Source organism: Streptomyces sp. NPDC027672, from assembly GCF_055566335.1.
The window spans coordinates 1-18,466 of the sequence record NZ_JBVHSO010000028.1 but is presented as its reverse complement, the minus strand read 5'-3'; the positions used below and the strand labels follow the sequence as shown (position 1 = coordinate 18,466).

General features: G+C 68.8%; 14 protein-coding genes and 2 pseudogenes. 9 read left to right on the top strand and 7 right to left on the bottom strand.

Annotated features, from left to right (window positions below; translation table 11 throughout):
• Positions 1-98: 98 nt before the first annotated feature.
• Both ACZ4SV_RS36095 and ACZ4SV_RS36090 read right to left on the bottom strand, forming a co-directional pair.
• The gene (locus ACZ4SV_RS36095) at positions 99-731 is read right to left on the bottom strand and encodes a DUF305 domain-containing protein (RefSeq protein WP_468011316.1); all 633 of its coding nucleotides are present in this window, start codon (positions 729-731) and stop codon (positions 99-101) included.
• A gap of 252 nt (positions 732-983) precedes the next feature.
• On the bottom strand, positions 984-1,385 hold the full coding sequence (locus tag ACZ4SV_RS36090) for a DUF6153 family protein (RefSeq protein ID WP_468011312.1): 402 nt from the start codon (positions 1,383-1,385) through the stop codon (positions 984-986).
• Positions 1,386-1,773: 388 nt separating this feature from the next.
• On the opposite strand from ACZ4SV_RS36090, the gene ACZ4SV_RS36085 reads away from it, so the two are divergent.
• Positions 1,774-3,123 (top strand): dicarboxylate/amino acid:cation symporter, encoded by a 1,350-nt coding sequence (locus ACZ4SV_RS36085; RefSeq protein ID WP_365882948.1) that lies wholly within the window; start codon positions 1,774-1,776, stop codon positions 3,121-3,123.
• A gap of 119 nt (positions 3,124-3,242) precedes the next feature.
• Here the strand turns inward: ACZ4SV_RS36085 and ACZ4SV_RS36080 are convergent, their stop codons facing one another.
• Positions 3,243-4,736: an alpha/beta hydrolase gene (locus ACZ4SV_RS36080; protein WP_468011307.1), complete on the bottom strand. Its 1,494-nt coding sequence runs from the start codon at positions 4,734-4,736 to the stop codon at positions 3,243-3,245.
• A 400-nt stretch (positions 4,737-5,136) separates the two neighbouring features.
• On the opposite strand from ACZ4SV_RS36080, the gene ACZ4SV_RS36075 reads away from it, so the two are divergent.
• Positions 5,137-6,246 carry a tyrosine-type recombinase/integrase gene (locus ACZ4SV_RS36075; RefSeq protein ID WP_468011304.1) on the top strand — a complete coding sequence of 370 codons (1,110 nt, stop codon included), beginning with the start codon at positions 5,137-5,139 and terminating at the stop codon, positions 6,244-6,246.
• Between the two features lie 69 nt (positions 6,247-6,315).
• Here ACZ4SV_RS36075 and ACZ4SV_RS36070 read toward each other — a convergent pair whose 3' ends face one another.
• A complete protein-coding gene (locus tag ACZ4SV_RS36070; protein WP_468011300.1) occupies positions 6,316-6,552 on the bottom strand; it encodes a helix-turn-helix domain-containing protein in 237 nt (78 codons plus the stop codon).
• A gap of 211 nt (positions 6,553-6,763) precedes the next feature.
• Here ACZ4SV_RS36070 and ACZ4SV_RS36065 point away from each other — a divergent pair.
• Positions 6,764-7,105 (top strand): annotated as a pseudogene (locus ACZ4SV_RS36065) (transposase); the annotation flags it as partial.
• Positions 7,106-7,121: 16 nt separating this feature from the next.
• On the opposite strand, the gene ACZ4SV_RS36060 reads toward ACZ4SV_RS36065, so the two are convergent.
• Complete coding sequence (locus ACZ4SV_RS36060; protein WP_468011297.1) at positions 7,122-8,105, bottom strand: helix-turn-helix domain-containing protein; 984 nt, start codon at positions 8,103-8,105, stop codon at positions 7,122-7,124.
• A 421-nt stretch (positions 8,106-8,526) separates the two neighbouring features.
• Here ACZ4SV_RS36060 and ACZ4SV_RS36055 point away from each other — a divergent pair, with 421 nt between their 5' ends.
• The 6 genes from ACZ4SV_RS36055 to ACZ4SV_RS36030 all read left to right on the top strand — a co-directional run bounded on the left by ACZ4SV_RS36055 (position 8,527) and on the right by ACZ4SV_RS36030 (position 16,505).
• The gene (locus ACZ4SV_RS36055) at positions 8,527-10,158 is read left to right on the top strand and encodes a S8 family serine peptidase (RefSeq protein ID WP_468011293.1); all 1,632 of its coding nucleotides are present in this window, start codon (positions 8,527-8,529) and stop codon (positions 10,156-10,158) included.
• A 98-nt stretch (positions 10,159-10,256) separates the two neighbouring features.
• Complete coding sequence (locus ACZ4SV_RS36050) at positions 10,257-11,966, top strand: alkaline phosphatase family protein (protein ID WP_468011289.1); 1,710 nt, start codon at positions 10,257-10,259, stop codon at positions 11,964-11,966.
• 201 nt (positions 11,967-12,167) lie between these two features.
• Positions 12,168-13,334, top strand: a complete 1,167-nt coding sequence (locus ACZ4SV_RS36045) for an MFS transporter (RefSeq protein WP_468011286.1) — start codon at positions 12,168-12,170, stop codon at positions 13,332-13,334.
• The gene (locus tag ACZ4SV_RS36040; RefSeq protein ID WP_388469607.1) at positions 13,331-14,341 is read left to right on the top strand and encodes a hypothetical protein; all 1,011 of its coding nucleotides are present in this window, start codon (positions 13,331-13,333) and stop codon (positions 14,339-14,341) included. The genes ACZ4SV_RS36045 and ACZ4SV_RS36040 overlap by 4 nt, the downstream gene beginning before the upstream one ends.
• Complete coding sequence (locus ACZ4SV_RS36035; RefSeq protein WP_468011281.1) at positions 14,338-15,675, top strand: L-serine ammonia-lyase; 1,338 nt, start codon at positions 14,338-14,340, stop codon at positions 15,673-15,675. Before ACZ4SV_RS36040 ends, ACZ4SV_RS36035 begins: the two co-directional genes overlap by 4 nt.
• 275 nt (positions 15,676-15,950) lie before the next feature.
• Positions 15,951-16,505 (top strand): ATP-binding protein, encoded by a 555-nt coding sequence (locus ACZ4SV_RS36030; RefSeq protein ID WP_468011277.1) that lies wholly within the window; start codon positions 15,951-15,953, stop codon positions 16,503-16,505.
• A gap of 216 nt (positions 16,506-16,721) precedes the next feature.
• Here ACZ4SV_RS36030 and ACZ4SV_RS36025 read toward each other — a convergent pair whose 3' ends face one another.
• Both ACZ4SV_RS36025 and ACZ4SV_RS36020 read right to left on the bottom strand, forming a co-directional pair.
• Positions 16,722-18,236, bottom strand: coding sequence for a leucyl aminopeptidase (locus ACZ4SV_RS36025; protein WP_468011274.1), 1,515 nt, complete (start codon positions 18,234-18,236; stop codon positions 16,722-16,724).
• 64 nt (positions 18,237-18,300) lie between these two features.
• Positions 18,301-18,466 (bottom strand): annotated as a pseudogene (locus ACZ4SV_RS36020) (IS5/IS1182 family transposase); the annotation flags it as partial.

Below are 18,466 nucleotides of genomic sequence, written 5' to 3'. Positions count from 1 at the left end.
TGGGTGGCTTGTTTTTGTGTTGGGGGGGGGGGAGAGGGGTGGGCATGAAGGGGGGGGGGGGGGTGGTTTTCCCCCCCCCCCCCCCCCCCCCGCTGCGGTCACTCGCCGGCGAGGAGCTGCCGCATCTCCTTGATCTCGGCGTTCTGCGCGGTGACGATGGCGTCCGCCATGGTCCTGGCGGCGCCGTAGCGGCCCTTCTCCTTCTCCGTGGCGGCCATCTTCACGGCGCCCCGGTGGTGCTCGACCATCAAGGACAGGAACCGGGTGTCGAAGTCCTGGCCGGTGGTCTTCTTCAGGGCAGTCAGGTCGGCGTCGCTCATCATCCCGGGCATCCCCGGCATCCCGGAGTGCCCGGAGTGGTCCATGCCGGCCATGGGAGCCTCCTCGCCCCAGGACTTCAGCCAGCCGGTCATGGTGCGGATCTCCGGGTCCTGTGCCTTCTCGATGCGGGCGGCGAGGTCCTTGACCCGCGCGGAGGAGGCCCGGCCGTCGGCGAGCCGCGCCATCTCCAGGGCCTGCCGGTGGTGCGGGATCATGCCCTGCGCGAAGGCGACGTCCTGGGCGTTGTGCGCGCCGGCCGGAGCGCCCGGCGTGGCGGAGGCTCCGTGGGCGGCGTGACCGCTGCCGGTGCCGCGGTCGTCGCCGGTGCCGCCACAGGCGGTCAGGACGAGGGCGCCGGTCACGGCGAGGGCGGCCAGGGCGGCACGGCGCGTCAGGTTGGGGGTGGTCATGCGGGAACTCCTGTTGCGGTGAAGGGATATGGGCACGCGTACGCACGACCACGCGGCCCCGCGTGCGACGGGGGGCGTGGCCGGGAGGCCCTAGGGTCTTTCGTTTGGATCAGGCCGGATCAGGGAGCGAGGTCTGGTGCCGTGCATCGCAAGGCGGAGGAGGGCGCCATGGCGGAGCCATGGCAACCGACGACAACGCCGCGAGGTGCGGTGCCAGACCTCGCGAGCCCGGCATGATCCAAACGGGAGGCCCTAGATCCGCAGGAGTTGGAGTTCGGAGAGGTCGGGTGGGGCGCGGGCGTCGTCCGGGTCGGTGGCCGGAGCGGGCAGCGGGCCGCGGGCCGGTGCCGGGCCGGTCGCCGGGCCGGGGGCCGGCAGGGGCAGGCGCGGGCCGCCGTCCACCGCGCCCGAGGCGCAGCTCGGGTCGGCGTGGTGCAGCCGGTGCCCGCCGCAGTGCCCGTCTCCGCCGGGGCCGGCGTCGACGGCGCCGAGCAGCGCAGCCGCCATGCGCCCGCCGTGGACGTGCTCCACGTGTCCCGCGCCGCCGCCGGGAGCGAGGGCGTGCATGCCCAGCAGCCCGATCAGCACGGCCAGAACGGACAGCGCGCGGTACCGCCGTCGCGGTCGCCTGGGCTGCTGTTCCGTGGTGCGCATCGGGGCCATCGTACGGGGGCGTGCCCAGCGCGCGGACGGGGCCCGCCGACGCGGACGCGCTCCTCCCGGCGCGGCGACTCGTGCCGGGCGAAGTGCACCACGCGCCAGGGGGCCGCCCTGCAAAGTTCCAGGTGGCCGCCCCCAAAGAAGTACTTTGAGAGTCTCAAAGTACAAGTGTTAACGTGTTCGATATGAAGACAGCTGTGCGCCCCCGTCAAGCCATGAGTCCCCTGCTCGTGGTGCGCCTGCATGTCGACCTGTGCCGCTGTATGTCCGCGGTCTGTTGCCGCGCGGTCTGACCGGCATCATGCAGCGGCGCCGCCCGTAGCGCGCGTGCGCCGCCCCCGTCCCCGCCCTTCCGTATCCCCCGATACGCCCTCACTGGAGTGTGTCCGTGTCCGCGTCCGCGAGCACCGAAACCCCCGCCCAGCGCTCCCGGCGCATACCCACGGTGCCCTTCTGGGCCCAGATCGTCGCCGGTCTCGTCCTCGGCGTGGTCCTCGGCTGGATCACCCGCAGCTACGACGTGCAGTGGCTGTACACCACGCTCGACAAGATCGGCCACATCTTCGTCCAGTTGCTGAAGCTGGCCGTCGCCCCGCTGGTCTTCTTCGCGATCCTGGTGTCCATCACCAACCTGCGCAAGGTGAACAACGCCGCCCGGCTGGCCTCCCGCACCCTGCTCTGGTTCATGATCACGTCGCTGATCGCGGTCGCCATCGGCCTCGTGATCGGTCTGGTCACCAACCCGGGCGCGGGCACCGGCCTCACCCCGAAGGACGGTCAGAAGCCCCAGTACGCCGGCTCCTGGCTGGACTTCCTCACCGGCATCATCCCGACGGACGTCATCACGCCGTTCACCCAGCTGAACGTGCTGCAGATCGTCTTCATGGCCGCCGTCGCCGGCATCGCCGCCCTGAAGCTGGGTGAGAAGGCCCAGCCGATCCTCACCCTCAGCGAGTCGGTCCTGGAGCTGCTGCAGAAGGCCCTGTGGTGGGTCATCCGCCTCGCCCCGCTCGGCACCGTCGGTCTCATCGGCTACGCCATCGCCGACTACGGCTGGAACCTCCTCGGCAAGTACGCCACCTTCACCGTCGACGTCTACGTCGGCTGCGCCCTGGTCCTCTTCGGTGTCTACCCGCTGCTGCTGGCGACCGTCGCCAAGGTCAACCCGGTCCAGTTCTTCAAGGGCGCCTGGCCCGCCATCCAGCTGGCCTTCGTCTCCCGCTCGTCCGTCGGCACCATGCCGGTCACGGTCAAGGTCACCGAGCGCCTCGGCGTGCCGAAGGAGTACACCTCCTTCGCCGTCCCGTTCGGCGCCACGACGAAGATGGACGGCTGCGCCGCGATCTACCCGGCACTCGCCGCCATCTTCATCGCCCAGATCTTCGACGTGCAGCTGGACGTCGGCGACTACCTGCTGATCGCCTTCGTCTCGGTGATCGGCTCGGCGGCCACCGCCGGTCTGACGGGTGCCACGGTCATGCTGACGCTGACCCTGTCCACGCTGGGCCTGCCCCTGGAGGGCGTGGGCCTGCTGATGGCGATCGACCCGGTGCTGGACATGATGCGCACCGCCACCAACGTCGCCGGCCAGGCCCTGGTCCCGGTCGTCGTCGCCGCCCGCGAGAAGATCCTCGACCTCGACGCGTACAACTCGGCCTCGGGATCCCCGGTGGACGACGAGTACGGCGTGCGCGACGCCGACCAGCAGGGAAGCGTGCCGGCCACCGCCTGACGCCCCCGTCCCCAGGAAGCGCCCCCGCCGGCCGGCGGGGGCGCTTCGCCGCGTAACGGCCCCGAACCGCCGCCCCGGACGGGGGACGCACCCTACGGCAGCCCCGGTTCAGGGGGCTGTCAGGACGGTACGGCGGGGCAGACGGTGCCCCGTGACGGCACTGTCAGGTCGGTGAGGTAGCCGTCCACGGCGTCCTGCATGCACGGGCCACTGGTGACGCTGCCGTGACCGTGGCCCGCGTAGGTGAGGAGCACGCCGCTACGACCTAGCTGCCGGGCCACCGAGACCGCCCACGGATAGCCGCTGGCGGGGTCGTGCAGCGCGTTGGACACCAGGACCGGCGGGATGCCGTCTGCGTCCAGGCGGTGCTGCGGGTTGGCTGTCGGTGCGCCCAGGCACGCCGCTGTCATGTGGAGCGGCAGCACGTAGGGCAGGTCGGGAGCGGTTCGGTTCATCATGGCGACGAGTGAGGCGTACTCCCGGTAGTCGCGCACGGGCAGGTGCCAGTCCGAGCAGAAGACCGGAACGGCCGGGGGCAGCGGCGCGGTCGAGGTGGGCGACGCGGGCAGTGGCTCGCCGGCGTCCATCTCCGCTATCGCCGTGGCCAGGCCGGCGTAGTCGGCCTGGTAGAACTTGCGGAACGCGACTGTGTTGACCAGGTCCGAGGACGACAGCGGCACGCCCGGCTTCGCCGGGTCCTCCAGTTCGCCGCGCCCGGCCCGGGCCAGCAGGTCCTGCCAGACGGCGCGGACGTCGCGGCCGTGCAGCGCGCAGTCCGCGGCACCCTCGCACCACTTCACGAACTCCCGGAAGGAGTCCTGTGCCGTGGCCGCCTCGGCGCGCAGGAAGTCACGAGTGGTCGGGACGCCGTGGTCCATGACGCTCTCCAGCACCATCGCCCGCACCCTGCGGGGATAGGTCTCGGCGTACTGCGCGCCGAGCACCGTGCCGTACGAGCTGCCGTGGAAGGTCAGCTTCCGCTCGCCGAGGGCGGCCCGGAGAGCGTCCACGTCCCGCACCGTCTGGGCGGTGTCGAGGTGGTCGAACACGGGGCCGGTCCCGGCCCGGCAATCGGCACGGAGTCGCCTGTTGTACGCCAGGGTGGCGTCGAAGTCCGCCTGGCTCTTCAGCTCCGGTGACGGCCGCTCGGCAAGGATGTCGCCGGAGCAGGTCACCGGGTTGCTGCCGCCCACACCGCGCGGATCGAAGCTGACGATGTCGAAGCGGCGGCGGACCTCGGGGCTGAACCGGTCGATACCGCTCACCACGCGCTCCACTCCCGAGTCGCCCGGCCCGCCGGGACCGAACACCAGGGAGCCGACGCGCGCGCCCGGATCGGTGGCCTTGCGGCGGGCCACGGCCAAGTCGAGCCTCGGCCCGCCCGGACGGGCCCAGTCGACCGGCACCGAGAGAGCGGCGCACTCGGCTCCCGGACGGGCAGTGTCGCCGCACGGTGCCCAGTGCAGGGTCCCGGTGGCAGACGGCGCCGCGTGGACCGCCGGAGCGACGGTGAGAGCGGTGGTGACGGCCATGACGGCCATGACGGCTCCCACAGCCATGGCCGTGCACCGCGCGGCGATGCACCGCGGTGTGAATCTGCCCCTTGACGGCATGAGCCCTCCTTGTGACGAGAGTGGTGGTGTCACGCATGCGGACCCGGCCGGGGCACCGTCGTCACGTTAGGCGTGCTGTCGGCGGTTCGGCGTTCCTGTCAGGGACGGTTCCGGGTCGCATCGGGGACTGTTCAGGGGCGCGACCCTGCCCGCCTGGAGGGGGTCACCGACGCGACGGACAAAGGATCAGCATGAGTGCTGCCGAACATGGCTACAGATGACGAAAGGCGCACACCGGTCCGCGTCCAGGATCGTTCCGGGCGGAGCCGGTGGAGTGAGGAGCGAGCCGTGTTCTACTACCTGCTCAAGTAGTGGCAAGGATCTCTTTGCCCAGGTCAGTGGGTGTGTAGCAAGCTCGGTGTCAGCAAAACCTCAGCATGAGCACGGAGACAGCACCACCTTGGCAATCAAATCGCTCGCGCGCGGCATGGGCACCTACTCGAAGAGGTGCGATTGCGTCCGCCCCACCAGCTGTCCTCACCCGTACACGATCCGCTTCCGCAACGCAGCTGGTCGGCAGACCGAAGAGAGCGGATACCGGACCCAACAGGCTGCCATAGACCGTCTCACCGAGGTGTATCACCAGAAGCGGTCAACGCCGCAAGCGGCAGCGCAGGAAGCACACGTGCTAGGCCAAAAGCAGTTCAAGGCGTACGCCGAGGACTACGTCGCCAAGCGCCGCGACTGGAGCGAGTCAAGGAGGGCCAGCGCACGTTCATCGCTCAACAAACACATATATCCCGAGTTTCAGTCCCGCCGGATAGATACCTTCACACCATCTGCCGTCGAGCGCTTCATCGAGACGATGGAACGCAACGGGGTTGGACTTGCCGCACAGGACCAAGCCTTTATTGTACTGAAAACCGTTCTGCTCTCCGCTCACCGGAGAGGTGCAATCCCATGCCATCCGTTGACCGATGTAATACCTCCTCAATACAGCGCTGAACGCGCGGTGGTGCCGAATTATGACACCATCCAGCTCATCAAGAACCAGTCACCGGACCCCAGGTTCCGGCTGGTGACCGACCTGATGTCAGGTATGGGGCTACGCAATGGCGAAGCGCTCGCAGTCAATGTGAAGAACATGGTAGCTGACGACGTCTATCGGGTAACCGAGCAAGTGAGTGCCAAAACGAACCAAGTGACAAGGCTGAAGCACAGGGAGTCCGGCGAGTTCCGCGAAGTACCCATGCCGCAGAAGACACGTGACGCAATCACAGAGTACTCGCGGGAGCATGGTACATTTTCGGGCGGGTACTTGATTGCGGGAGCCAACAAGACCGGCTCTTCTCCGTTCATGACGTATCGGTCACTGAACCACGCTTGGAAGCAGGCAACGAAGGGGTTGCACGTTCCCGAAGGGCTCGTCATGTACGGGTACCGTCACTTCTTCGCCGCCAACGCCCTCACCAACGGGATACCTATCACCGAAATCACCTACCGCATCTATCGCCATTTGATGCCTTCATCCATCGGCCGGGCAGCGAAGATCTTGAACATGGCGCTCTAACCGTCCGATGAACGGCAAAGCCCCTGGCGACGGTGAAGCAACTGCCAGTCCGCCAGGGGCTCTGACTCGTCACGAGATGCGGCGCTGCTCCAGCCACTTCAGCACCTCAGACCGCTTGAACTTTATCTTGGCGTTTCGCCCTTCGCCAAGTTTGTACGGCGTCAGGCCACAACGTGCCGCATCCCTGTAGACCCAAGTGACTGACATGTTCAAAAGCTCGGCCGTTTCCTGAGCACTCATCAGGTAGGGGGTCACTGCACTCCAGACTGTCGATTCAACCGTGGTCTTGCCTATTTGCAGGACCACGCGGACACCCCTCTAGAGTCCGAAGAAACGCCGGTTTACCAAACCGGAAGATCGCAGCTACAATGCGCTCCAGAACGCGAGCCGACAGCCTCATGTCCTGTGTCAGCGAACCGACTACCGCACGGCCACCTCGTCTGCGCGCTGATGACGACTGGTCCGCGATCGGTCTCTTAGACCGTGTCCTACGTGGCGGTGGTTCGCTGGTCAGGGCATGGGGCGGGGTACGTGGAGTTGGATTGTTCCGGACGGGCTGTGGGAGATCGCGAAGCCGCTGATCCCGCCGCCGAGGGTGCGGCCACAGGGCGGTGGAACACAGGACACGCCTGATGAGACGCTGTTCGCCGCCATCATCTACGTGCTGGTCAGCGGCTGCGCCTGGCGGGCTATACCGCCCTGCTTCGGGGGGTCGAAGTCGACCGCTCACCGCCGGTTCCTGATCTGGCCGAGAGCCGGTGTCTGGGGCCGGTTGCACGAGGCAGTGCTGCACCGGCTCGACGACGCCGGCCTCGTCGACGTCACCCGCGTCGTCCTCGACACCGCCCACGTCCGTGCTTAGGACGAACAGCGGGTCAGATCCATCCGTTGCGGACGGCGTGCAGGGCGAGTTGGAACCGGGTGACGGTGCCGGCTCGCTGGTTGAGCTGTTCGAGGTTGCGGGACAGGGTGCGGCGGCTGATGCCGAGCAGCTCCGCGATGGTTTCGTCGGTGACGCCGGCGCCGAGCAGTTCCAGCATCCGGACATGGATGGGGCGCAGCGCGGTCGGGACTCGGTCGCTGAAGTGCATGGGGAACGCCGAGCGCCAGGAGGTCTCGAAGAGCCCGGTGAGCGCGGACAGCAGGCTTGAGGGGCGCACCAGAAGCAGGGAGTTGTTGACCTCGGCCTCGACGAAGGACATCGAGACGATGGCCAGCCGCCGGTCGAAGAGGGTGAGCTTTACGGGGACGGTGGGCAGCACCCGGGCCTGCTCGCCTGCGGCGATACAGGCTTGGATGTTGGCGGCGTAGTAGGCGTGGTTCTGTACGGCGGACTTGGAGTAGACGACCCGGTACTCGACGCCGCGTTGCAGGTTTTCCAGCTCCATCGGGTTGGCGCCGGCGGGGATGTGGTAGGGCGGGGAGTCGAAGCGGAGGACCTGTGATTCCACGGTCCTTTCGGCGTGCCGGATCCGGTCGGTGATCTGGGCGCCGGTGATCACCTCGACGAGGTCGTCAGTGGCCTGCGGGCATACCGAGCGCCGGTAGTCGCGGTAGGCGTTGGCCGCGGAAGTCTGGGCCTTGCGCAGTTCCGCCGCCCGGGTGTGGGACAGGTGGTCGAGGGCGATGGTGGGATCCACCGGAACGGCTTCGGACCGGTCCGGTGCGCAGGCTGCTGCCAGGCCGAGTTCGACGAGACGCCCCAGGGACTGCTCGGCCTCATCGGGCTTCCATCCGAGGTGTTCAGCCAACTCCACTGCGGCAGTACGGCCGGTACACAGCATGGCCAGGTAGAGTCCGGCCTCCCGAGCTGCCAGCCCGAGACAGTGCAGATGCGCCAGCAGGTCGTCGTCGCTCATGAGGGTCCCTTTACACCGAGGGCGGACGTGGCTGCCTGGAGGAGGGGCGGAATTCCGTCGTTCCGGATGCGATGGTTCTGGCCGAGATGGTGGCACGGACGGGCCGCTTTGGAACAGGTCCGGGACGGGGAGATCCGCACCGGCCTCCGCGCGGTGAATCTTTCCGGATGCCGCTTACCTCGCCTGACTCCTTTCAGCCACTGGCAACAAGTCGCCACCACGACGTCGCGCCGGGGGGTACACCAGGGCGAGCCCGGATCATCGCCGGGGCCCAGCCTCCCCCCTCTTTTCTGGAGCCGACGTGCGCCCACGTGCCCGCAGACCCGTCCTGGCCGCTCTTGCGGCAGCCGCCCTCACCACTTTGGCCGTGCAGCCCTCCCACGCAGCGCCGGCATCCGCTGCCGGAGGCGGGGTCCGGCCCGTGGCTGGAGCCCTTGCCGACCGGTACATCGTGGTCCTCAAGGACACGGCCGGGCCTGCGGCCTCGGCACGGGAGGAGGCCACCCGGCTTACCCGAGCACACGGCGGGAAGATCCGGCATACCTACACCACGGTGCTGCACGGGTATGCGGCCGAGATGACCGCAAAGGAGGCGCGCCTGACCGCCGCCGACCCGGCGGTGGCCTACGTGGAGCAGGACGCGGTACAGCACAGCTCCACCACCCAGACCGACCCGCCGTCCTGGGGCCTGGACCGCATCGACCAGCGCAGCCTGCCCCTCGACCACGGCTACACCTACGCGACCATGGCGAGCAACGTCACCGTGTACCTCGTGGACAGCGGACTGCGCACCACCCACACCCAGTTCCAGGGCCGGGCGAGCATCGGTGTGGACGAGGTCGGTGACGGCCGAAACGGGCAGGACTGCCTGGGCCATGGCACCCATGTGGCGGGGACGGTGGGCGGCAAGGACTACGGCGTGGCCAAGGGAGTTAAACTCGTCGCGGTCCGCGTGACCGACTGCAACGACAGCGCGAGCACCTCGGCGATCATCGCCGCCGCGGACTGGATCACCGCGCACGCGGCCAAACCCGCCGTGGTCAACATGAGCATCAACGGACCGGCGAGCAGCAGCGAGGACGCGGCGATCAAGAAGTCCATCGCCTCCGGCGTCACCTGGGTCGTCTCCTCCGGCAACGGCGGCACAGACGCCTGCAAGAACTCCCCGGGTGACATCGACACCGCGATCGTGGTCAACAACTCCGACTCCAGCGACACCCGGCGCTCCAGCTCCAACTACGGGCCGTGCACGGACCTCTTCGCGCCCGGCACGTCCATCACCTCCGCCTGGAACAGCAGCGATACGGCCACCAACACCATCACCGGTACGTCCATGGCGGCCCCGCATGTCACCGGCGCCGCCGCCCTGTGGCTCTCCGCCCACCCCACCGCCACCCCCGCCGACGTCCAGGCCGCACTGATCAACAGCGCCACGACCGGCAAGATACAGAGCGCGGGTACCAACACCCCGAACCGGCTGCTCTTCACCGGCGCCACTACTTCTGGCAGCGCGGTGTTCTCGGATGACTTCGAGTCGGACAAGGGCTGGCAGGTCAACGGTGCCGGCAGCGACACCGCGACGTCGGGTGTGTTCGAGCGGGGCATCCCGCAGCAGACCACCTCCACCCACAGCAACCAGGTCAAGCAGCTGACCGCGGCCTCCGGTTCCTACGCGCTGACCACCGGCGCGGCGGCCGGCGCGGCCTACGGGGACAACGACCTGGACGGCGGCAAGACCACCGTCTTCTCCCCGCAGATCACCCTGCCCGCCAACAGCGCGCTGACCCTGCACTTCACCTACAACGTCGCCAACGGCGACAACTCCGGCACCGACGACTACCTGCGCATCCGTGTCCTGGACGGCAGTACGCCCACCACGGTGTTCGAGAAGACCGGATCGGCCAGCGAGGTCACCGGGCAGTGGCAGACCGCCACAGCCGACCTGTCCGCCTTCGCCGGCAAGACCATCCGCGTCTACCTCGAAGCCGCCGACGCCGGCACCGCCAGCCTCTTCGAAGCCCAACTCGACAACCTCACCATCACCCAAGGCTGAAAGGCCCACCGGACTCCGCCGCTGCGACGCTGAGCGCACCAGCGGCGGTGCGGCACCACCCGTCTTCCCTTCCCACCCTCATAAGGAGGTCAGCACTCATGCGCCGCTTGCGCATCGCAGCCCTGGCCGGGGCTTCGGCCCTCGCCCTCCTGACCGGAGCAAGCCTGCTCTCGTCATCCCCGCAGCCCGCCCCCACAAGCCTCTCGGCGGATCCCGTCGCCTCGGCCGTCCCTCAGTTCGACCACGTGGTCGTCGTGATGTTCGAGAACAAGAATTACTCGACCATCAAGGGCGGCTCCAGCGCCCCCTACCTCAACTCCCTCGCCTCCCAGGGCACGCTGTTCACCAACGCCTTCGGCGTCACCCACCCCAGCCAGCCGAACTACATCTCCCTGTTCTCCGGCTCCCAGCAGGGCATCACCAACGACGACTGCATCAGCAAGACCTTCTCCACCGGCAACCTCGGACAGCAACTCCTCAACGCCCACCGCACCTTCAAGGGCTACTCCGAGGGGCTCCCCAGCGCCGGGTACACCGGCTGCAGCAGCGGCAACTACCGGCGCAAGCACGCACCCTGGGTGGACTTCCCCACCGTGAGCGGCCCTGCGTACAACGTGCCGTACTCGTCGTTCCCCAGCGACTACAGCAAGCTGCCCACGGTCTCGTTCGTCATCCCGAACATGTGCAACGACATGCACGACTGCTCCGTGGGCACCGGTGACACCTGGATCAAGAACAATCTCGACGGCTACGTCCAGTGGGCCAAGACGCACAACAGCCTGCTGATCGCAGACTTCGACGAGGACAACTTCACCTCCGTCAACCAGATCTACACCGTCTTCGCCGGCGCGCACGTCAAGGCCGGCTACCAGTCGAACACCCAGATCAACCACTTCAACGTCCTGCGCACCATCGAGGACATGTACGGTTTGCCCGCCCTGGGCAACGCGTCCGGCAAGTCGCCCATCACCGACGCCTGGACGTCCTCCACATCCGCACTGGCCGTCACCGATCCCGGCGGTCAGAGCAGCACCGTCGGCCAGGCGGCCTCGCTGCAGCTGGCCGCCTCCGGGGGCAGCAGTCCGTACTCCTGGTCGGCCACCGGGCTGCCCGCCGGGCTGTCGCTCGACTCCACGACCGGACGGGTCACCGGCACTCCGACCACCGCCGGTACCTCCACGGTCAAGGCGACCGTCAAGGACGCCACCGGCGCCACCGCGTCCGCCTCCTTCACCTGGTCCGTGACCGCCTCCGGTGGCACCAGCACCGTGTTCTCGGATGACTTCGAGTCGGACAAGGGCTGGCAGGTCAACGCCGCCGGCACCGACACGGCGACATCGGGCGTGTTCGAGCGGGGCATCCCGCAGCAGACCACCTCCACCCACAGCAACCAGGTCAAACAGCTCACCGCGGCCTCCGGCTCCTACGCGCTGACCACCGGTGCGGCGGCCGGCGCAGCCTACGGGGACAACGACCTGGACGGCGGCAAGACCACCGTCTTCTCCCCGCAGATCGCCCTGCCCGCCGGCGGGCCGCTGACCCTGCACTGCACCTACAACGTCGCCAACGGCGACAACTCCGGCACCGACGACTACCTGCGCATCCGTGTCCTGGACGGCAGTACGCCCACCACGGTGTTCGAGAAGACCGGATCGGCCAGCGAGGTCACCGGGCAGTGGCAGACCGCCACAGCCGACCTGTCCGCCTTCGCAGGCAAGACCATCCGCGTCTACCTCGAAGCCGCCGACGCCGGCACCGCCAGCCTCTTCGAAGCCCAACTCGACAACCTCACCATCACCCAGGGCTGACCAGTAGTCCCCTGATCGGCTGGAGGCCGGAACCGCTCCCCTCGGTCCGGCCTCCAGCACCCCTTTTTTCCGACCGCCCCCGAGGAGGCGAACCCGGCCGTGTATCTGTCCACCATCGACCGATCCAGAGGAGACGGCACGCGCCGGGGCCCGCGCGCAACAGCCGCCACAGTCGGTGCCAATGTTCTGGCGCTCGGGACGGTGAGTCTGCTCACCGACGTCTCCGCGGAAATGGTCACCGCCGTCCTGCCTTTGTACTTCGTCCTCACTTTGCAGCTCAGCCCGGCCGCCTACGGTCTGATGGACGGCCTCTACACCGGCGCGACCGCCTTGCTGCGGCTGGTCGGAGGGTATGTGGCCGACCGCTTCCGCAGGCGCAAGACGGTCGCCGCGGCCGGCTACGGCATCTCCGCCCTGGCCAAGCTGGGTCTGGTGGCCGCCGGATCCTCCCTTCCCGTACTCGGCACGGTCATCGTCGCCGACCGGGCCGGAAAGGGACTGCGCAGCGCACCACGCGATGCGCTCATCACCCTGTCGGTTCCCGAACCGGTGCTCGGCCAGGCGTTCGGTGTCCACCGGGCCATGGACAGCATGGGCGCCTTCGCGGGGCCGCTGGCCGCGCTCGGTGTTCTGGCTGCCGTCGGGACGACCAGCCCGGCGGCCTTCGACGCACTGTTCGTCACCAGCTTCTGTGTCGCAGCCGCCGGGCTGCTGGCCTTGGCCGTGTTCGCCCGCGACCGCCGCGACGAGCAGCCCGCTGCCACCCCCGTCAGTCTGAGGGCCGCCGCCCGACTGCTGCACGCCGCCTCCGTCCGCCGACTGCTCTGTGCTGCCGGGCTGCTGGGGCTGGCCACCGTCGGTGACGGCTTCGTCTACCTGCTGCTGATGCGGCGCGAGTCCGTGTCGACCGGCTGGTTCCCGCTCATGGCCGTGGGCACCAATCTCGTCTACCTGCTCCTCGCCGCTCCGCTCGGGGCTTTCGCGGACCGGCACGGCCGCCGCACCATGCTGCTCGCCGGCTACGGTGCGCTCGTCGCGGTCTATCTGCTGCTGTGCAGCCCGCTGCCGGGCATCCCCGTGACCATAGCCGTGCTCTGCTGCTACGGCGCGTTCTACGCCGCCACCGACGGAGTCCTGATGGCCCTGGCCGGCCCCCTGCTGCCGGCCGGCCTGCGCACCACCGGCCTGGCCTGCGTGCAGACCGTCCAAGCTCTTGCCTACTTCGTCTCCTCCGCCGCCTTCGGGCTCGCCTGGACGACATGGGGAACCACCACGGCGACCGCGGCCGCCGCGGTCACCGCGGTCCTGGCCGTCACCGTCACGGCCGCCGTCCTGGCAGGCCGCACACAGCAGGAGGCCGCCGCGTGACCAGCCGCACCACCCGCATCACGATCCAGATCGCCGCAGTCACCGCACTGGCCCTCGTAGCGGTCCTGGCCATCGTGATCGCCAAAGGGACCGGATCGTCCGCCCAGGCAGCGACCGGTCAGATCTCCCTGGCCCCGGGACCCCGCCTGGTGGCACGCAGCACCGCCTCGGACAGCACCGGTCGCCTGGTCTCCGTGTCGGCGGACGACCCCGCCGGGAAGCGCACCGTCTCGTCCCTGTCCTGCGCACGGGTGTACGCGGCCGGCGGCACCGGTCTCTGCCTGCGCCTCGATCCCGGGCTGACGACCTACCAGCTCGCCGTACTCGACACGCACCTGAAGACAGTCCGGGAGATCCCACTGGTCGGAGTGCCCAACCGGGCCAGGGTCTCGCCCAGCGGCCGGATGGTCGCCTGGACCGTCTTCGTCACCGGCGACTCCTACAACGGCGGACGCTTCTCCACCCGCGCCGGCATCCTCGACACCCGTACCCAGGAGCTGATCCCCACCCTGGAGGACTGGTCGGTCACCGTGAACGACAAGCCCTACCGGGCCCGGGACCTCAACTTCTGGGGTGTCACCTTCACCGCCGACGACCGTCACTTCTACGCGACCATGTCCACCGCCGGCCACCGCTACCTCGTCCTCGGTGACATGGCCACCCACCACCTGACAGCGCTCATGGACAACGTCGAATGCCCCTCGCTGTCTCCCGACGGCACCCGCATCGCTTTCAAGTCCGCCCGCGGCGGAGACCCCGCCCACGGCTGGCGCCTGTCGGTCCTCGACCTGGCCACCCGCCACGTCACCGCACTCGCCGAGACCCGCAGTGTGGACGACCAGGCCGCCTGGATCGACCCGCGGACCGTCGCCTACGCCATCCAGCGGGGCCGGGGCCACTCCGATGTGTGGAAGGTCCCCGCCGACGGCACCGGAACCCCCCGCATCCTCATCCCCGACGCGGAGTCCCCCGCCGCCCTCGGCACCACCACCCAGGAGGCCCAGTGATCAGCGCTTTCGATCTCTTCACCGTCGGTATAGGGCCTTCCAGCTCCCACACCGTGGCACCGATGCGCGCCGCCCGCCTCTTCGCCACCGCCCTGGCCTCAGCGGCACTTCTCAACCGCGTCGAGTCCGTACGTATCGAGCTGTACGGATCGCTCAGCGCAACCGGACCGGGCCACGGCACCGACAAGGCGGTCCTGCTCGGACTCATGGGCGAAGAACCGGCGACCGTCGACGTGCAGACGGCCGACGAACGAGTCCGCCGACTGGCCCAGGACCGGCGCGTCCCTCTGCTGGGTGGCCGGCCGGCCGACTACGACCTCGTGCTGCACGCACACGCCCTGCCCCGGCACCCCAATGCCCTCACCTTCACCGCCTGCGACAACGACGGGCATCTCCTGCACACACAGACCTACTACTCGGTGGGCGGCGGGTTCCTGCACGGCGAGCAACCCGCGCCCGCCGCCGACGGGCTGAGCGTGCCCCACCCCTTCGGATCCGCTGAGGAACTCCTCGCACAGACAGGAGACCGCCGGATCAGCGATGTGATGCTCGCCAACGAGGTCACATGGCGCCCCGAGGGGGAAGTCCGCTCCGGCCTGCTGGCCATCTGGGACATCATGCGGGACTGCGTACGCCGAGGCTGCGAGAGCGAAGGCATCCTGCCCGGCGGCCTGAACGTCCCGCGCCGCGCCCCAGGACTGCGCCGATCGCTGGAACAGGGAAGCTCCGGTGAGGACCCGCTGCGGATCATGGACCGCGTCGCGCTGCACGCCCTGGCCGTCAACGAGGAGAACGCCGCCGGTGGCCGGGTCGTCACGGCCCCCACCAACGGCGCCGCCGGTGTCATACCCGCCGTCCTGCACTACTACTGTCATGAGGTCCCCGGAGCCGACGACGAGGGCATCGTCCGGTTCCTGCTCACCGCGGCCGCCATCGGCAGCCTCATCAAGGAGAACGCCTCCATCTCCGGCGCCGAGGTCGGCTGCCAGGGCGAGGTCGGCTCGGCCTGCGCCATGGCAGCCGCAGGACTCGCGGAAAGGCTGGGAGGCACGGCCGGGCAGGTGGAAAACGCCGCGGAAATCGCCCTGGAACACCACCTCGGCATGACCTGCGACCCGATAGGCGGTCTCGTGCAGATCCCCTGCATCGAACGCAACGCCGTCGCGGCCGTCAAGGCAGTCACCGCCGCCCGCATGGCCGTCCAAGGCAACGGTCAGCACATCGTCTCGCTGGACGCAGCGATCACCACCATGCGCGAGACCGGCGCCGACATGAGCACCAACTACAAGGAAACGTCCCGCGCAGGCCTCGCCCTCCACGTCATCCAGTGCTGACGGCCGCGCATCCCGGCAACTTCCCACGGTCGCAGGCAACTTGCCTGCGACCGAAACGGTGCCAGTGAACCGCCGCCCGACACGCTGCGGTGGGCCGTCCCCGCGCGTTTGGGTCACTCACCGCTTCTCGTGAACGCCCTGCCCGCGGTGCACATCGACGTCACCTACCACCACCCCTGGCCACCTGACGCCAGCTGCGGCACATGGCCACCGCCGCAGCCTTCCAGCCGATAGGAGTGAGGCACCGCCCCACGCTGCGAAGGAGACGCCGCCCCATGCACGCTGCTCAGACCCGATTGACCCTCGAGGCGACCCTCGCCGCAGTCCCTGCAGCGCGCCAATGGATCTCGACGGAGGTGCGGGCCTGGGGTGTACCGCTCGACGACGACCTGGGCTGGCGCCTGGAACTGGTCGTGTCAGAGCTTGTCACCAACGCCGTGCTGCACGCGGGCGGCCGGCTGACCGCCTCGATCGCTTTGGAACACGACCTTCTCCTCGTCGAGGTCCACGACGGCAGCACTACTACCCCGCGGCCGCGCGCGGCGGGCCCCTACGACGAAACCGGACGCGGACTCGCCCTCGTCGCAGCCCTCTGCCTGATCCATGGCAGCGAACTCACAGCCTCCGGCAAGCGCTGCTGGGCCGTCCTGCCACTGCGGTCATGTGCCGACAACACCGACACCACACCCGACAGTGAAGCGCTGTGCGCCTCAGACCGCTGGACCGTCACCCCCGCCGGAGCACAGCTGCTGGCCCGGTTGTTCGCACCCGAAGAGCACACCACACCACCCAGATGCGCTCAGCAGGGTGAAGCCGACCTGGTCGGCTGAGCCCAGGCACCGGAACAAACCTGGAGCAAACTGCCAGCAACGGCATCCAGTGCGTCGAACACGCACTGGATGCCGTTGCTGTAGTAGGCCCTGTGACGCCCCCTGTGGCCGGGGGCTTCAGCACGCCCTTAGGTTGAAAGCACCACCCACTGAGCGAAACAGGGATCCGTCCAGTGTGCGGTGCTCGCCCGAGGCCGTCAGGGAAAGGAGCCAACGTCAGACGAGGTCACCCGCCGCCGTGAGCTCTGCAAGACGGACCAGCGTGCGCACCGCGCTGCCGGTGCCGCCCTTGGGCGTGTAACCGAACGGGTCGTTGTTGTTGAAGGCGGGGCCCGCGATGTCCAGGTGCGCCCAAGGGATGCCCTCGCCGATGAACTCGCGCAGGAACAGACCGGCGGTCAGTCCGCCGCCCAAGCGCTCACCCTTGTTGGCGATGTCGGCAGTGGGGGAGTCCAGACCCTTGCGCAGGTGCTCGGGCAGCGGTATCGGCCAGGACTCCTCGTCGACCTCCTCCGCCGCTTCGTGGACCGCGGCGCGGAAGGCGTCGTCGTTCGCCGTGATCCCGAAGGTACGGCTGCCCAGTGCCTGCGCCATCGCGCCGGTCAGAGTCGCCACGTCCACGATCGCGTCCGGCTTCTCCAGCGAGGCCGCCCACAGCGCGTCGGCGAGCACGAGCCGGCCCTCGGCGTCGGTGTTGAGGACCTCCACCGTCATACCGCTGAACATGCGCAGCACGTCACCGGGCCGGGCGGCGGAACCCGAGGGCATGTTCTCGGCCAGCGCCAGCCAGCCGGTGACGTTGACCTCCAGGCCAAGGCGAGCGGCGGCGACGACGGCGGCGAACACTGCGGCGGCGCCGCTCATGTCGTACTTCATCGTCTCGTTACGACCGACAGGCTTGAGCGAGATGCCGCCCGAGTCGTAGGTGATGCCCTTGCCGACCAGCGCCAAGTGCTTCTTCGCCTTCGGGCTGACACAGGACAGCTTGACCAAGCGCGGCGCCGATGCCGAGCCGGCCCCGACATCCAGGATGCCGCCGTAGCCACCCTCCGCGAGCGCCTTCTCGTCCAGCACCTCGACCTTCAGACCGTGCACCTTGGCCGCGTCCTGCGCCAGGGCGGCGAACGCGGCCGGGTTGAGGTCGTTCGGCGGGGTGTTGATCAGGTCCCGAGCACGGTTCAGCTCCTCGGAGACCACTGCGGCACGCGCGATGGCCGCCTTGTACGCCTTGTCGCGAGGCTTGCCGCCGAGCAACACGACCTCGGCCAACGGCGCCGTGCCGTTGCCCTTGTACCTGTTGAAGGAGTACGCGCCGAGCAGGGCGCCCTCCTCGACCGCGCAGGCGTCGACGGCATCCTCAAGCGGCAGCGCAAACGCGGCCTTCTTCACTCCGGCCAGCGCACGTGCGGCCACACCGGCGGCCCGGCGCAGCCCTTCGCCGTCGTAGCGGCGGTCCTTCTCGGGCTCTGTCCCCAGGCCCACCGCCACCACGAGCGACGCCTTGAGACCGGGCGGTGCGGGCAGCTTGGTCACCTCGCCCTCGGCACCGGAGGCACCGAGGGTCTCCAGGATGCAGGCGAGCCCGCCGTCGTAGGCGGCCTCGACAGCCTCGGCGCCCGGTGCGACGATCAGGTCCCCAACCCTGGAGGCGGTGCCCCTGACGACACCGACGACGATCGCGTCGGCGGACACGTCGGATGCTGCGGCGGTGCTGTGAGTGAAAGCAGTCACGGTAACGAATTCTCGCTTCCCTGTGAAAGTAGTGTGGCCTCGCGGCTAGGTTCTGTCTCTTTGGTCAGCGTTGGGTCCAGATGAGGATGCCGGCGAGGTGGAGTGCTGCCTGGTAGGCGATGGCGAGCTTGTCGATTCGTGAGGCCAGGCCGCGCCATTGCTTGAGGCGGTTGATGCACCGCTCGACGGTGTTCCGCTGCTTGTACGCCTCGCTGTCGAAGCCGGGCGGA

Bases quoted from the DNA above. Each gene is read 5' to 3' on its own strand.
- ACZ4SV_RS36095 (WP_468011316.1), bottom strand. From the start codon at position 731: ATGACCACCCCCAACCTGACGCGCCGTGCCGCCCTGGCCGCCCTCGCC.
- ACZ4SV_RS36090 (WP_468011312.1), bottom strand. From the start codon at position 1,385: ATGCGCACCACGGAACAGCAGCCCAGGCGACCGCGACGGCGGTACCGC.
- ACZ4SV_RS36080 (WP_468011307.1), bottom strand. From the start codon at position 4,736: ATGCCGTCAAGGGGCAGATTCACACCGCGGTGCATCGCCGCGCGGTGC.
- ACZ4SV_RS36060 (WP_468011297.1), bottom strand. From the start codon at position 8,105: ATGAGCGACGACGACCTGCTGGCGCATCTGCACTGTCTCGGGCTGGCA.
- ACZ4SV_RS36050 (WP_468011289.1), top strand. From the start codon at position 10,257: ATGCGCCGCTTGCGCATCGCAGCCCTGGCCGGGGCTTCGGCCCTCGCC.
- ACZ4SV_RS36030 (WP_468011277.1), top strand. From the start codon at position 15,951: ATGCACGCTGCTCAGACCCGATTGACCCTCGAGGCGACCCTCGCCGCA.